Origin of the sequence: Acidaminococcus timonensis, from assembly GCF_900106585.1 — a bacterium.
Taxonomy (GTDB): Bacteria; Bacillota; Negativicutes; order Acidaminococcales; family Acidaminococcaceae; genus Acidaminococcus; species Acidaminococcus timonensis.
Window position 1 is genome coordinate 95925 of the sequence record NZ_FNWH01000005.1, and the last position, 14722, is coordinate 110646.

14 protein-coding genes are annotated in these 14722 nt (G+C 56.6%); 4 read left to right on the forward strand and 10 right to left on the reverse strand.

The window, feature by feature from the left end:
* Nucleotides 1-16: 16 nt before the first annotated feature.
* A complete protein-coding gene (gene cysK, locus BQ5462_RS02390; protein ID WP_071141851.1) occupies nt 17-958 on the forward strand; it encodes a cysteine synthase A in 942 nt (313 codons plus the stop codon).
* Between the two features lie 195 nt (nt 959-1153).
* Here cysK and BQ5462_RS02395 read toward each other — a convergent pair whose 3' ends face one another.
* Both BQ5462_RS02395 and BQ5462_RS02400 read right to left on the reverse strand, forming a co-directional pair.
* A complete protein-coding gene (locus BQ5462_RS02395) occupies nt 1154-2062 on the reverse strand; it encodes a protein-tyrosine phosphatase family protein (protein WP_071141852.1) in 909 nt (302 codons plus the stop codon).
* Between the two features lie 123 nt (nt 2063-2185).
* On the reverse strand, nt 2186-2953 hold the full coding sequence (locus BQ5462_RS02400) for an HAD family hydrolase (protein WP_071141853.1): 768 nt from the start codon (nt 2951-2953) through the stop codon (nt 2186-2188).
* A 152-nt stretch (nt 2954-3105) separates the two neighbouring features.
* On the opposite strand from BQ5462_RS02400, the gene BQ5462_RS02405 reads away from it, so the two are divergent.
* The 3 genes from BQ5462_RS02405 (at nt 3106) to BQ5462_RS02415 (ending at nt 6685) form a co-directional block, all read left to right on the forward strand.
* Nucleotides 3106-3525 carry a hypothetical protein gene (locus BQ5462_RS02405; protein ID WP_071141854.1) on the forward strand — a complete coding sequence of 140 codons (420 nt, stop codon included), beginning with the start codon at nt 3106-3108 and terminating at the stop codon, nt 3523-3525.
* Between the two features lie 78 nt (nt 3526-3603).
* On the forward strand, nt 3604-5085 hold the full coding sequence (locus BQ5462_RS02410) for a sodium-dependent transporter (protein ID WP_071141855.1): 1482 nt from the start codon (nt 3604-3606) through the stop codon (nt 5083-5085).
* Nucleotides 5086-5209: 124 nt separating this feature from the next.
* Nucleotides 5210-6685, forward strand: coding sequence for a sodium-dependent transporter (locus BQ5462_RS02415; RefSeq protein ID WP_071141856.1), 1476 nt, complete (start codon nt 5210-5212; stop codon nt 6683-6685).
* A gap of 117 nt (nt 6686-6802) precedes the next feature.
* Here the strand turns inward: BQ5462_RS02415 and BQ5462_RS02420 are convergent, their stop codons facing one another.
* The 8 genes from BQ5462_RS02420 to BQ5462_RS02455 form a co-directional block, all read right to left on the reverse strand.
* Entirely contained in the window at nt 6803-7390 is a 588-nt protein-coding gene (locus tag BQ5462_RS02420) for an HD domain-containing protein (RefSeq protein WP_071141857.1), read from the reverse strand.
* 4 nt (nt 7391-7394) lie between these two features.
* Nucleotides 7395-8156 (reverse strand): EFR1 family ferrodoxin, encoded by a 762-nt coding sequence (locus BQ5462_RS02425; protein ID WP_071141858.1) that lies wholly within the window; start codon nt 8154-8156, stop codon nt 7395-7397.
* Nucleotides 8157-8259: 103 nt separating this feature from the next.
* A complete protein-coding gene (locus tag BQ5462_RS02430; RefSeq protein ID WP_235819551.1) occupies nt 8260-9120 on the reverse strand; it encodes a carboxymuconolactone decarboxylase family protein in 861 nt (286 codons plus the stop codon).
* Nucleotides 9121-9132: 12 nt separating this feature from the next.
* On the reverse strand, nt 9133-10272 hold the full coding sequence (locus BQ5462_RS02435; protein ID WP_235819553.1) for an alpha/beta hydrolase: 1140 nt from the start codon (nt 10270-10272) through the stop codon (nt 9133-9135).
* 12 nt (nt 10273-10284) lie between these two features.
* The gene (locus tag BQ5462_RS02440) at nt 10285-11361 is read right to left on the reverse strand and encodes an alpha/beta hydrolase (RefSeq protein WP_071141860.1); all 1077 of its coding nucleotides are present in this window, start codon (nt 11359-11361) and stop codon (nt 10285-10287) included.
* An 81-nt stretch (nt 11362-11442) separates the two neighbouring features.
* A complete protein-coding gene (locus BQ5462_RS02445; RefSeq protein WP_071141861.1) occupies nt 11443-13179 on the reverse strand; it encodes a carboxylesterase/lipase family protein in 1737 nt (578 codons plus the stop codon).
* A 4-nt stretch (nt 13180-13183) separates the two neighbouring features.
* Nucleotides 13184-14104, reverse strand: a complete 921-nt coding sequence (locus BQ5462_RS02450) for an AEC family transporter (RefSeq protein WP_071141862.1) — start codon at nt 14102-14104, stop codon at nt 13184-13186.
* A 36-nt stretch (nt 14105-14140) separates the two neighbouring features.
* A complete protein-coding gene (locus BQ5462_RS02455) occupies nt 14141-14680 on the reverse strand; it encodes a cupin domain-containing protein (protein ID WP_083378042.1) in 540 nt (179 codons plus the stop codon).
* Nucleotides 14681-14722: the final 42 nt, after the last annotated feature.

A 14722-nucleotide genomic window follows, 5' to 3' on the forward strand; every position in this document is an offset into this window, starting at 1 on the left:
CAAAGGAGAGAATATGATGTCTAAAGTATATACGAGTGTCCTGGATCTGATTGGCCATACCCCCCTGCTGGAACCGAAAAAGTTTGCTGCAGACAAGAACCTGGCAGCCCGCCTGCTGGTGAAACTGGAAAGCTTCAACCCGGCTGGTTCTGCCAAAGACCGGATTGCCAAGGCCATGATTGAAGATGCGGAAAAACGGGGCACCCTGAAACCCGGCGGCACCATCATCGAACCCACCAGCGGCAACACGGGCATCGGCCTGGCTGCGGTAGCTGCCATGAAAGGCTATCGGGCCATCATGGTGATGCCGGAAACCATGTCCATCGAACGGCGGAACATGATTGCCGCCTACGGTGCGGAAGTGGTGCTGACGGAAGCCGCAAAGGGCATCGCCGGTTCCGTGGAAAAAGCCAAGGAACTGGCAGCCGCCATCCCCGGCAGCTTCATTCCGGAACAGTTCGACAACCCGGCCAACCCGGCGGCCCACAAAGCCACCACGGGCCCGGAAATCTATGAAGACACCAACGGCGAAGTGGACATCTTCGTAGCCGGCGTGGGCACCGGCGGTACCCTGACCGGTGTAGGTGAATATCTGAAGGAAAAGAAACCTTCCGTACAGGTCATCGCTCTGGAACCGGCGGATTCTCCCCTGCTGAGCAAGGGCAAACCCGGTCCTCATAAAATCCAGGGCATCGGCACCAACTTCCTGCCCAAGACCCTGGATACCAAGATCTACGATGAAGTGCTGACGGCCACCACCGACCAAGCCTACTCCACCGCCCGGGACTTCATCCACAAGGAAGGGTTCCTGATCGGGATTTCCGGTGGTGCTGCCCTTTCTGCGGCTGTACAAGTAGCCCAGCGTCCGGAAAACAAAGGTAAGGCCCTGGTGGTTCTGCTGCCGGATAACGGCGACCGGTATCTGACCACGCCGGGATTTTTGAAAAAAGATAAGTAAAAAATAGGGGCTGTGACAAAAGTCACAGTCCCTATTTTTTGTGGTTAGTGGCTAGTGATTCGTGGTTGGTGAAGGAAAAAATTTGCTATGCAAATTTTAATGACAAAACCTTCAGACCTGGGAACGGGCTCCCCTGACGGGTAGCCCCTACGAACGGATCGCACTCACACTAATCACTACCCAATAATCACTAATTCACGGATTCTGCTTCAGATACTCCGTCCACGTTCCCGTAATGGTACCCTGCTGCAGCCCTTTTACATAGGTATAGAACTGCTTCAGGCGATAGACTTTGTTGTCGTCGATGGTCTGGCGCCAGGCTTCCTTATGGGTCATGTGGAGCACATCCTGGCCGCCCAGGGCATGCTGCCGGTCACAGATGGTCTCCAGGCTGTCCTTCTGCCCGTTCAGCCAGATGTCCCGCATGATCATGTAAGCCGTGGTCCGGCCCTTGCCCGCCTGGCAGTGGAAATGCAGCCAGGCGTCTTCCGGCAGCGTCTTCTGCCAGGCCAGGAACGCATCCACTTCCTCCGGTTCCGGCCAGATATGGTCCGTACTGGCAAACCGGGCATATCCCAGACCAAAGGACGCAGCCGCCTGCTGCTCCGTCAGGGCTGCCACCACATTTTCTTTTCCTTTGAAATGGGGTTTCTTATTCTTGTCCAGTTTGTAATAGGAAGTCTCTGTATCCAGGGTCTTCTCCAGCCGGCGGTTTTCGTCCTTCTGGATGGCATCGCCGGTCCTGCCCACATTGGCCCAGTTGTTGTCCCCGTACCAGCTGACAGCCTGGCCGTTCACGAACCCGTGGGATTCCTGCCGCAGGTCTACCAGGATGATCTGTTTGGGCTTTACCCCTTGCTGGGCCAGCTCCTGGACCAGAGAGGACAGCCCCAAAATGGAAGGCTGAGCACTGCCGCTCATGCGGTTTTCCACGTCTGCCCGGTAATTCCGGGGCAGTTGCAGTTTGTTCTTCGTATCCAGCCGCCATACGTACCCTTTGGAAGGTTTCACAATGGCTGCAATGGAAGGGGCATCGGCCCAGGCCAGCCCCAGGGAGAGCTGGCTCATCAGCAGGATCCCCGTTGTAATTTTCCAAACCTTCATCTCATTGCCTCTTTTCTCTGCACTCTTCACTTTGCGGGCTCCCCTGACGGGTAGCCCCTACGGAAAGGAAGGTAATTGTTAGTCGGGCTCCCCTGACGGGTAGCCCCTACGGAGGGGGAGTGTTTACTTCGTGATCCACCCGAACTTCCGGCAGGCGTTCAGGATGCCTCCCTTATCGTTGTCATCCGTCACGTAATCAGCCCGCTCCTTGATCACCGGTCGGGCGTTGCCCATGGCCACGCCGAAGAAGGGCTTCCGGAACATGGTGATGTCGTTGAGTCCATCCCCGAACACAACGGCGTCGTGGGGATCGGCTCCCAGCCGGTGCATCAGCTTTTCGATGCCGGCGCCCTTGTCCACCGGCTCCACCAGCCAGGTGTCATCGATGAAAGGCAGATGGGGCAGACCCTGCCGATCCGGTTCCCTCTCCCCGTTTTTTCCCCGGACATACATGATCTTATAGATGGCCGGCAGGTCGTCGATGGGCAGCGGCTGTACTTTGGTTTCCATATAATTGTGAGGGTCCTCCCGGGGATAGTCCTCATACGGGGTGTACCGGTCCAGGGTGTTGTCCAGCACCACGGACCAGGGCCGTTTCCAGTCTTCCAGCTGACGGAGCAGGGCCTTGGCCGGAGCCAGGGGCAGTCCCTCCATCTCCAGGATTTTTCCGTCCACCGTAAGGCTGTTGCCTCCGTCCGCCACCAGAGAATGGATGCCGTGCTTTTCCGCAAAAGCCGCCGCATCACACTGGATCCGTCCGGTAGCCAGGGCTACGAAATGGCCTTCCCTCTGGAGTTCATCGATACAATACTGGGTATCGGGCGGCACCTGCCGGGTGATGCCCAAGCCCAGGGTCTGGTCGATATCAAAAAAGAAGTATTTTTTCCGCATGGGTTTCCTGCCCTTTCTTTTCAAGACAAAATCAATTCAATGCTTTCCTATTATATCACAGAGCTTTCATCCCTGCCGATTGTAATTTTGTCGGGAGAAGGATACAATAGGCTCAGACTCTTGATTTCTGTATATGAGAAAGGATGTACGATATGCTGAAGAAAATCCAACAATTCCTGTTGGAAGGATTCCGAAAAAAAGACGGGGATAGCGGCCCCCGCTCTCCTCTCCACCAGATCTTGGCTCTGGTGGTCCTGGCAGTGCTGTGCCTGGGACTGTTTTTCTGGCACCAGCATTCCACGAAACAGGCCGCCAAAAAAGCCGCCCAGGAACGGCAGCAGCGGATGGAGCAGGAAGCCCTCCGCCGGGCCCAGCAGAACCGTCCCCAGAAGGAAATGCCGTCCCAAAAGGCCCATCAGCCCCAGGGACAGCACCTGGACAGGAACAGACAACAGGGCCAGATGATGCAGCAGCAGAACCCCCAGAACCAGCCCATGCCCCAGGCACCCATGCCCACCGGCCCCAAGGTACAGGCCCAGACCCCGCCCATGATCCAGCCAAAAGTCCGTTAAAAGTCCTGTTGCAACTTTTTACACACTATAATACAATAGAAGTCACAGATTTGTTACATTTTGAAATGAGGTGTTTTTTTGACTGAGAAAGCTGTTTCCACGGAATCCTTCAGCTCCCGGCTGGGCTTCATCCTGGTCAGTGCCGGCTGCGCCATCGGCATCGGGAACGTCTGGAAATTCCCGTACCTGTGCGGCCAATTCGGCGGAGCCGCCTTCATCCTGATTTATCTGATTTTCCTGCTGATCATGGGCATCCCGGTGATGGTATGTGAATTTGCCATCGGCCGGGGCAGCCGCTGCAGCGCTGCCCGAAGCTTCGAAGTCCTGGAACCTCCGGGCACCCGCTGGCACCGGTTCAAGGGCATCAGCATCGTGGGCTGCTACATGCTGATGATGTATTACACCACGGTCACCGGCTGGATGCTCTACTACTGCTGGCTCCACATCAAGGGCACATTCGTAGGGGCTTCCACCCAGTTCATCGGAGCCACGTTCGGCGCCATGCTGAAGGACCCGGCCACGCTGCTGTTCTGGATGGTGGTCACCTGCCTGCTGGGCTTTGCCGTATGTTACCTGGGTATCCAGAACGGTGTGGAACGGATCACCAAATGGATGATGACCGCCCTGCTGCTGCTCATGATTGTCCTGGCTGCCCATTCCCTGTTCCTGGACGGAGCGGAAAAGGGCATCGAATTCTACCTGGTGCCCAACTGGGGAACCATGAACAAACTGGGCTGGGGCAACGTAATTTACGCCGCCATGAGCCAGGCTTTCTTCACGCTGTCCATCGGCATCGGCGCCATGCTGATCTTCGGGGCCTACCTGCCCCACGGCCGCAGCCTGTTCGGCGAAGCGTCCACCATCACGGCCCTGGATACCTTTGTGGCCCTCATGGCCGGGTTCATCATCATCCCCGCCTGCTTCGCCTACGGCATCAAACCGGATGCGGGTCCGTCCTTGATCTTCCTGACCATCCCCAACCTGTTCACCCTCATGCCCGGCGGCCGGTTCTGGGGCATGCTGTTCTTCATCTTCCTGTCCTTTGCGGCCCTGTCCACGGTCATCGCCGTGTTCGAGAACATCATCGCCTTCGGCATGAACCTGTACGGCTGGGAGCGAAAGAAAAGCGTGTGCATCAACGGGGTGCTGATCATCCTGCTGAGCGTGCCTTGCGTGCTGGGTTTCAACCTGTGGAGCGGCTTCCAGCCCCTGGGCCCTGGCTCCTCCGTGCTGGATCTGGAAGATTTCATCGTTTCCAACAACCTGCTGCCCCTGGGCAGCCTGGCCTTCGTGTTGTTCTGCACCAAGAAGAACGGCTGGGGCTGGCAGAACTTCCTGGCCGAAGCCAATGATGGAGAAGGCCGCAACCTGCCCGCCTCTCTGCGGAATTACCTGCTGTACGTACTGCCTATTTTGATCATCACTATCTACATCAAAGGCTACTACGACATGTTCGTAAAGCAGGGGCCCCAGGTCCTGGCTTTCTGGCTGTGCGTAGCCGCCCTGTTCCTGGGCTTCATCTTCTATACAGCGGCAGGGAAAAAGAAGGAAGAGCTGTGAATGTTTTTTCACAGCTCTTCTTTTTTATGTTCCATTTGCAAGATATGCGAATATATTGTAAAATCGTATCGTATGTAACCATAATTGTATATGTATTTGTAGCAAAGAAGCGAGGTAGAACTTTATGACAGAACCATCTTCCCAACGTGACTCCTTTCAATCCCGGCTGGGCTTCATCCTGGTCAGCGCTGGCTGTGCCATCGGCATCGGCAATGTGTGGAAATTCCCCTATCTGTGCGGCCAGTACGGCGGGGCGGCTTTCATCCTGCTGTATCTGCTGTTCCTGCTGATCCTGGGCATCCCGGTGCTGTTGTGCGAATTCGCCATGGGCCGGGGCGGCCGCCGCAGCGTGGCCCGATGCTTCGATGTGCTGGCTCCCAAAGGCAGCCGCTGGCCCCATCTGAAATACATCGGGATTGCCGGGGTCCTCATCCTGATGCTGTACTACACCACCGTCACCGGCTGGATGCTGGAATACTGCTGGTTGCACCTGAAAGGCACCTTCGTGGGCCAGTCCCCGGCCTTCATCCAGACCACGTTCAAGCAGATGCTGGCCCAGCCCCTTACCATGGGCTTCTGGACGTTCCTGTCCTGCCTCATCGGCTTCGTAGTCTGCTACATGGGCCTGGAAAAGGGCATCGAACGGATCACCAAGGTCATGATGAGTGCCCTGCTGCTGCTCATGATGGTGCTGGCCGTCCATTCCGTGTTCCTGCCCGGCGCGGAAAAGGGCATCGAGTTCTACCTGGTTCCCAACTTCCCTTCTCTTGAAAAGATTGGCTGGGGCAATGTGATCTACGCCGCCATGAGCCAGGCCTTCTTCACCCTGAGTGCCGGCAACGGAGCCATGATGATCTTTGCCTCCTATATGGACAAGAAACGGAGCCTGCCCGGGGAAGCTATAACCATCACCGCCCTGGATACGTTCGTAGCCCTCATGAGCGGGTTCATCATCATCCCCGCCTGCTTTGCCTACGGCATCCAGCCCGACGCCGGTCCGTCCCTGATCTTCCTGACCATCCCCAACCTGTTCACCCTGATGCCCGGCGGCCGGATCTGGGGCAGCCTGTTCTTCATCTTCCTGTCCTTCGCCGCCCTGTCCACGGTCATTGCCGTCATGGAAAGCATCATCGCCTGCTTCCGGGAACTGTTCGACTGGGAGCGGCCCAAGGCTGCCTGGATTGTGTTTGTTCTCATTGCTGTGGGCAGTATCCCCTGCGTGCTGGGCTTCAACGTGTGGAGCGGCTTCCAGCCCCTGGGTCCCGGCACCGGTGTGCTGGACCTGGAAGACTTCATCGTCAGTAACAACCTGCTGCCCCTGGGCGGCCTGACTTTCGTGCTGTTCTGCACCCGCAAGAACGGCTGGGGCTGGAACAATTTCCTGGCGGAGGTGAACGCCGGCCAGGGCCGGAACCTGCCCGGTTTCTGGAAGCCCTATTTGACCCATGGCCTGCCCCTGCTTCTGCTGGGTGTGTATCTCAAAGGCTACGAGGATATGTTCATCAAACAGGGTCCTGCCACCCTGGCCCACTGGCTGGGCATTGCGGCAGTGTTCCTGGTATGGATCTGGTATTGTGTGAAAGGGAAAAAGGGGGTGTGAAAAAATGCTCTTTCACACCCCGTCACTAGTCACTGGTCACTAGTCACTAGCCGATGGAAGCCAGCTTACGCTGGCGAATTTAAGGAGCTGTGAAGTATTATTTCACAGCCCCTTTTTTTATGGCAGCAAGTTCCCTTTTTCCACGTTTCTATCGATGATGGCCTGGACGGCTTTCCCGATTTTTTCGCTGCCCTCGTGGGTACGGGCATTGCGTTTTTCCACCTGCTGCCGATGCACCTGATGGGCCCGCCAGTCTTTGCCGTCATTGGCATCGTTCAGCAGGATGGGCTGGAAGTTGTCCAGGGCGTGGGCGTACCGGGCTTCCGGCGTATCTCCCCTGTCGAATTCCTCAAAAAGGGCCCGGAATTCCCTGGCCTGGTCCTCGGGCAGCAGGCCGAAAATCCGGTCCGCCGCCTTTTCTTCCCGCTGCCGCTGGCTCTTCACCGCTTCCGCATCATAGGCATACGTATCCCCAGCGTCGATTTCCACCACATCGTGGAGCAAGATCATGAGCAGGGTCTTGGCCAGGTCAAAGGGCTCGTTGGCATATTCCTTCAAAAGGCACGCCATCACCGCCATGTGCCAGGCGTGTTCCGCATCGTCTTCCTGCCGTTTGTACCCGGTGAGATGAGTCTGCCGCAATATGGTCTTTTCCTTGTCCAGCTCCAGGATGAACCGCAGCTGTTTCGCAAAGCGTTCGTCCATTCTTTTATCGCGCCTCCCGTTCCAGTTCCTGCACCGTCACTCTCGGGTGACGCCACTGGTCTTCCTTGAGTACCACCCGGCCCCGCACGGTGATGGCCTGGTACGGGCAGCCGTGGAGGCAGGCCAGGCACTGGATGCAGTCCTTCCCCATGACGGCCGCTTTCTCTCCCATCGTGATGTTCTGCTGCGGGCACGGCCGCACACATTCGCCGCATTTTTTGCACCGGTCCGGATCCACCTGGATGCGCATGTACCAGTCGCCGATGGCGTGGCCGATGGGATTGTCGAACAGGCTGGCCATGAGGGACCCGGTTTCCAGGCTGTGATCTTCTTTCCGGTTCCGGATGGCTTCGACCGCTTCCTTCACTACTTCCGGTTCCTTGTCCAGCTTGTGCAGATCGTAGCCGATGTGGGACCTGCCGCAGATGGTGCTGTTGGCGATGAGAGGCACGGCCCGGCTCCAGGAAAGCCTGCAGCCCTGCGCCTGCAGCAGGTTCTGCAGGGTCCGGAACGTGCGACCCCAGGAACTGCCGCAGGTGGCCAGGGCATAGATATAGGCGTCTTTGGGAAACTCATGGGTACGGACGAATTCTGCCACGTTCACCGGTACATCCCCATAGAACACCGGGAACACCAGCCCGATGGTTTCGCCCTGCAGAGCTTTCTCGCTAACCCGGGTGATGGACTGGAAGGAATCCTCCAGAGCCTCGCCCAGCTGCTTTGCCATGGCCAGGGAATTCCCCGTGGCCGAAAAATAATAGATCATATGTGTGACTCCCCTTTAGCAACGATTGGTTCTTCCTATTGTACCGCATTTTTGTCCAAAGAAAAAAGGAGACTGTGAAAACTCTTCACAGTCTCCTGTTCCTTTATTTCTCCGCAAACACTGTATTGGCGTTCTTCAGACAGTTCAGGGTCCGCGGGAATCCAATATAGGGATTCATCACGGTGATCACCCCGATGACCTCTTCTTTGGAGGCCCCGGCGGCCAGCAGACCCCGTACATGGGAAATGAACTGGGGCTCACCGGTCCCCAGGGTCCCGATGGCAGCCACTGTGATCATTTCCCGGGTCTTCAGATCCAGTGTCTTCCGGGTATAGATATCCCCGAAACAGAAGGCAGACAGATCATCCTGCAGGTGCTTCTGTTCTTCCGGGGTGTTGGCCCGCATCTGGTTGATCCGTTCCCCATAGGTCCCCACCTGGAAGGCCAGACCTTTGTCGAACCGGTCTTCATCCGTGGTGGTTCCGTCCGCCGGCAGAGGCAGGGCCACTCCATTTTTGCGGAATACGCCATTCACAGTCGTCATGGCGTCCGCCACCCGGCCGAAACCGATATAGGGTGCCAGCTGATACACAGTTTCCCGGATTTCCAGGGGACTGACCCCATCCTGCAGGGCTCCCTGCACATTTTTATCGAGAAGACTCTGGTTCTGCTGGGTCACCAACACCGCCAGGGTAAGCAGATGCTGTTCCCGGCTGGGCAGTTTGGCCTGCCGGGCAATATCGCCATAGATATATTCCTTCAGCATGGCATCCAGTTCCGGATCGGTCTTTTCCAATCCGGTTGTCTGTCGTCCCATCATCTTTTCATAGGTTTTCCGGGCAGCAGCCGCCCGGTCGTATCCACTCAAGGTACTTTCTGCTGCCAGTGCCATTCCACTGCCTCCCAACATGCCCACAAGAGTCAGGCCTACGGCCAGTCTTTTCCATAAAGTTGTCTTTTTCACAGGACCTTCTCCTTATTTGGCCAGGCCTTTCTGCTCCAGCCACTTTTCCATCTGCTCCGCCACCTGCTGGTTGTTCAGGTCACTCATCAGGAAATGGGTATTCCCCTTGATCCCGATATCCGGCAGATGGACCAGCGTGGCATCGCCGCCGTGGCGGTTCACCGCTGCCACGAATTTCTTTGCCATATCCATTTCACTGCGCCATTTATCCGGTCCCACTTCCGTCGTAGGTTTGTCCGCAATGTTATCTCCATAGAACAGGATCATAGGAACCCGGGTCAGTTTCAGGAAATCTTCCAGAGGCACACCCTTGGCCGTAGCCTGGACCGGTGCATAGACGGGGATTTCTGCCTTCGGCACTTCCCCTTCCGGGAACAGGAACGGACTGCCGCCCGGTTCGAAGGCCACGATGGCCTTTACCTTATCCGTACGGAACGGGGTTCTCCAGCCCACCGTACCGCCCATGGAATGGGTCACCAGGATGGCCGGCCCCGTTTTCTCGAACAGAGCCGCCAGGGCATCTGCACTCACATCATCATCCAGCTGGCCGGTATAAGGCGTCCAGGTCCGCTGGAACTGGTTCACGCTTTCCGCATCTTTGGGGAACGCCGAATTGGCAAAAGCCACCGGCTTGCCATCCTTGAACGTCCCCAGCCGGCAGAGCATATACATGGTATGATCGGCATACATGGGATTGGCCGCATAGGGGTTCTTACCGTTATCGGCCTGCAGGGCCAGTCCGGCTTCCCCGATTCGGGGCTGATCCAGGATATAGGTAGTATACCCCTTCCGCAGGAAAATGGTCTGGAAGCCTTCCCGTCCATCCGGTGTGGTTTCCCAGGTCCGTTTGGTCTGGGCACCCCCATGCTGGAAAATCAGAGGGTATTTCCGGGGATGGACCGGTTTCTGGTATTCCACATAGGCATGGTCCCCATAAGCCGTCTGACCCTGGGGTTCCAGGAAATGTTCCGGAGAGAAGGTACAGTCATGGGCCAGTGTCTTTCCGCCCACTGTAAAACTTCCCTGTTCCGCGATGACAAGGGGAGCCTGGGGCTTTGCTGCCGCAGCTGCGAACCCGGACGGGACACAGGTCGCCAGGCTCATGGTCAGAGCCAGGGCCGCCATTGTTTTCTGCATCACTTGTTTTTTCATGGTTCTCTTTCCTTACTTTGTCAGGCCTTTTTCCTTCATCCACCGTTCCATTTCATTGGCCACCTGCCCGTTGTTCAGATCGCTCATCAGGAAGTGGGTATTGCCCTTGATGCCTTTTTCCGGAAGCAGGATCACCTGGGCGTCTCCGCCGTATTTCTTCATGACCGCTTCCCATTTCCGAGCCAGGTTCAGACGGACACGCCAGTTATCGAATCCCCAGTTCGCCAACGGTTTATCCCCGCCGGTAATGTTATCACCGAAATAGACCACCATGGGGATCTTCAGCAGCTTCTGGAACTGTTCTTTGCTGACAGCCATCCCTTTGGCTGGCCAGGGACTGGTGGTTTCCTCCACAGCCGGAACTTCGCCTTCCGGGAAGGGGAATGTCCCCGGTTCCAGGGCGATGACACCCTTTACATGAGGAGACTGAGCAGCCACCAGCCAGCCCGGACCACCGCCGGCAGAATGGGTAATCAGTACCCCGTCTCCGGCTTTTTCAAAGACGGCCGTCACCCCGTCTGCCACCAGTTTCCCGTCAAAGGACCCGGTATCCGGCGTCATGGTGCGGAAGAATTGGTCCAGGTATTCCTGGGTATGAGGGATGGCTGCATTGGGATAGATTTCCGGCCATTGGCCCATCCGAAAATTGTCGAACCAGAGCTGGTCATCCGGGGTTGCCGAAATGGTCGTCGGTACCGTGGACCGACCTGCCTTCCCTCTTCTGGGTTCATCCACCAGATAGGTCTTATACCCTTTTTCCAGGAAGATATTCTGGAAACCGCCCCGTCCATCCGGCGTAGTTTCCCAGGTTTTGGCACTCTGGCCATACCCGTGGAGGAACACCAGGGCATTCTTGTGGGCATGCTGGGGGACCTGATAGAACGCATAGGCGTGATCCCCGTGGAGCGTCTGCCCGCCCATGGCTTTGGGATCCGCATTCACGTTGAATTTTCCAGGCGCGGTAACGACTTTTCCGCCAGCCGCAAAGCTGCCCTGGTCCACGATCGTCACCGGTTTCATGGCAAAGGCCGGTGCCGCCTGGAGCAGTCCCAGGAGGATGGCTCCGGTTACCCATCTGTTGATTTTCATACTAGCCCTTCCTTTCTTTACAAAGCAATTGGATTTACTGTTATTTTTTCTTCTATTTTACAGGATAGCACCCGGTAGTAACTACCGGTCAATTGGTGGCAACGAATCTTGATACCCAGGATCCACCAATTTCAGCAGAGCATAGTCCGGTGCATCAGCCAGCCGGACCTGGTCGTCAAAGATCATGACATTTTCCTGCTTCCGTGTAAACGGTTTCCATTCCGGGCCTCCCGGCACCGCCGGTTTTCCGGTCCGGGCAAAAGCAATCCAGGCATCGCTCATCTGATCCTGCAGTTTCCGGGCATCCGCCCCGTCTCCGATACGGGCTTCCAGTTTATCAATATTATGGAAGACAAAGGGAATCTCTGCCGTATGATAGGACATATAGGAGCCACCCATTACCGGAGAATCCCAGGTGAACAGATAGTTGTAGACAGGGGCCCCATCCTGGGCCACTTTGTGCCGGGCCACTTTCAGGATGGGCTGACGGATCATGGTGTCGATATACAGCGCATCGGCTCGGGTCTTGTTGGGATAGGCTTTCAGGAACTCGCGCACCACGGCTTCTTTTTGTTCTCCATATTTTTTATCCAGAGCCGCTTCGATCTGCTGCTGATTCCAGGAATAGATATTATCCGACTGGCTGTGCTGCAGGTCCAAAAGCAGCGTGAAATTGCTCCATTCGGTCCGGTTGCTCCCAATCAGCAGGGGGATGTCACGCCCTGCCTCCGCAAAGCCCTGGTCCGTGGCCGGGTTGGTGGGCAGGAAACTGCCATCGATGATCGGTTCCCAGCTGAGTCCGTACCCGCTGTGATCCCACAGGGGTACATCGAATTCTTTGCCGGCCTGAGCCAGGGCTGCATCAGAAGCCTGGGCCAGCTTGTCATAGGGAATGGTTTCCAGCTGGTCCACCTGCGCCGGTGCCAGCCCCAGGTTCTGCAGGGTCAGCTGGGCAATCCGCCGGCTCTGCTGCCGGGGCATGAAGTACGGTCCCATGGATTCCACGGCACCGCTTTCCACGATGCCCTTCCGGAACAGCCCCTTGGCTTCCGGAGTGGTCATCAGAGCCAGGACTTTGGCTCCCCCGCCGGATTCCCCGAACAGGGTCACATTCCGGGGATCTCCTCCGAATTCTGCAATGTTATCCTGGACCCAGTGCAATGCATCCACCAGATCGGTGATGCCCACATTGGCCGAATCTTTGTATTTGGCTCCGTACTGGGAAAGATCCAGATGACCCAGCACATTCAACCGATGGTTGACGGAAACCACCACCACATCGCCCCGGCGGCTCAGGTTCTCCCCATCATAGGCAGGGGATTCTGCCGACGAACCGTTGGAAAAACCACCGCCGTGGAGCCAGACCATCACAGGCCGTTTCTTTCCATCATGGATTCCCGGCGTCCACACGTTCAAGTTCTGGCTGTTGTTGCTCATGGCGAAATCCCGTCCGGGTTCCACCCAGTTGCTGGTGGGGAAGCTTCCTTTTTCCTGCTGGGCAATGGGACCATACTCCACAGCCAGCCGAATCCCTTGCCAGGGTTTCACCGGTTTGGCCCGCTGGAACCGTTCCTCAGCCTCCGCATAGGGGATTCCATGGTATGTATAGATGCCCTGCCGTTTGTAACCCTGTACCAATCCTGCACGGGTCCTGGCCACCGCAATCCCGGGACCTGCCTGGAAGGGAACCTGCTGGATCCGTTTTGCAGGCTGTGAAGCAGCCCCTGCGGCCCAGACCGGAACAGGCGCCAGGATGCCACTAGAAAAAGCCAGCACACTGGCCAATATGCCCAAAGTTGCTTTTTCTCTGATTTTCATGCTTTCACCCCAATCCCACAGCCAGTGCCACCAGCGGCATGGTCACCACAGCCGCACCCGTAGTCAGTGCCACACACTGGACGGAAACCGGATAGGCTTCTTTATTATACAGAGCTGCCAGGAGCGGCAGTACATTGCCCGAAGGGGTAGCCAGCGTAGCCATACAGGTGGCCAGCAGGTACGTATTGTCCACAAAAGCTTTCAGGGCCAGCGTCCCCACAATGGGCAACACCAGCATCTTGATTCCAGTATAAACCAGGATCCGCCGGTTCACCATGGTTTTCCAATCCGTTTCCAGAAGGGCCGCCCCCAGCAGCATCATGGCCAGAGGGCCCGTCATGCTTCCCAGCATCCGGATGGAAGCCGTCAGTACATAGGGCAGCTTGATCTGCCCCAGATAAATGATCAGGGCCAGTACACAGGAAATCATCCCCGGATTCAGGAGATTCTTCAGCCGGAAGGGTTCAGCCTGTGCACCTCCGCCCTTGATCGTCTGGATTACATAGGAAAAGAAGAGCAGATTGAAAGGAATCAGCAGCAGCGTCATATAGATCAGGGCATCTTTTCCGTAAATCCCGTCGATCATGGGAACGCCCATAAAACCGATGTTGGTGAAGACCGTCATTACATTGACCATCCCCTTCTCAGCTTTGGGGAAGCCCAGCAGTCGGGGCAGTACCCGGGCCACCACCAGCAGGACCGCCAGCATCCCCAGGATCACGCCCCCTGCCTGGAGCAGTTCAGGGCCAGCGATATGCGGTCCTTCTCCGGTAACTCCGGACAGGATGATGGCCGGATAGGCGATATTCAGCACCAGCTGAGTAATCTGGGCCTGGTTTTCCTCAGTGAGGATCTGCTTTTTCCGTGCCCAGGCTCCCACCAACATCAACAATACAAAAATAATCATTTGCTGCAATACAAGCATCGTTCCAAATCCTCCTGCATTCTGTTTCTGTGATTTCTAATTTGCCAGCGCTTCGTATGTTTTTTCATCTACAGGTTCCAGCCACTGGGTGGTGTGGAAACCGGGTTCCATAACGACCACATGCTGAAAATTCTGTCCCGGTGCCGCGCCATGCCAATGTTTCACACCTTCCGGTATGGTTACGGTCTGTCCCGGTTCCAGTTTCTGGGGCTTCTGTCCCCAAATCTGGTAATACCCATGACCGGAAGTTCCCACCAGGATCTGGCAGGTCCCAAAATGACGATGCCAGTAGGTGTGGGATCCCCGGTAAAAGGTCACATTCACCACCGGGACTTTCTTCCCATCCGTCAGGGCAGCCGCATAACTGTAGCCGGTAAAATGGGCCGCATTCCCTGCGTTATACATCCCCACCGGAAAAATGGCACCTTTGGAATGTCTCAGTTCTTTTTCCACCTGAGCAATGGCCGGAGGGGCAGCCAGCGCCCTTGCTTCCGCTGCCGCACTTCCCAACCGTACCCCCAGGACCGTCATCACACTGAGGACCACCGCCATCCCCGCCATCTGCCGCATCATCATTCCCTTTTTTCTCTTTCCTTTCCTTCAGCCCGGGAGCTTTGT